This window comes from Pseudomonas sp. PME37.24/006 (assembly GCF_055556635.1).
On sequence record NZ_JBVHNL010000023.1, the window covers coordinates 1 to 365 of the forward strand.

The window sequence follows — 365 nt, forward strand, 5'->3', positions numbered from 1 at the left end:
TCGGCCTGCTGGCGCAAGGAGACTTCATGAAGTTACTCGACCACCTGGAAGAGTGGCTGATCGCGTTCCTCATGGCCGCGGCCACCTTCATCATTTTCGTGGCGGTGGTACACCGCTACGCCTCGGGCCTGGATATTCCCTGGCTGCAGGACCAGCTCATCCAGATCAACATGAGCTGGGCCCAGGAGCTGTGCATCTTCATGTTCGTGTGGATGGCCAAGTTCGGCGCCGCTTACGGCGTGCGCACCGGCATCCACGTCGGCGTCGATGTGCTCATCAACCGCATGAACACCCCGTGGCGCAACAAGTTCGTGCTCTTCGGTCTGTTTGCCGGCGCGCTCTTCACCGGCATCGTCGGGACCTTC

At 61.1% G+C, this 365-nt stretch carries 1 protein-coding gene; it reads left to right on the plus strand.

What is annotated here, in order from left to right:
- Nucleotides 1-26: 26 nt before the first annotated feature.
- Nucleotides 27-365: TRAP transporter small permease (locus ACZ3GY_RS23695; protein ID WP_465912176.1), on the plus strand; the 339-nt coding region annotated here is incomplete at its 3' end.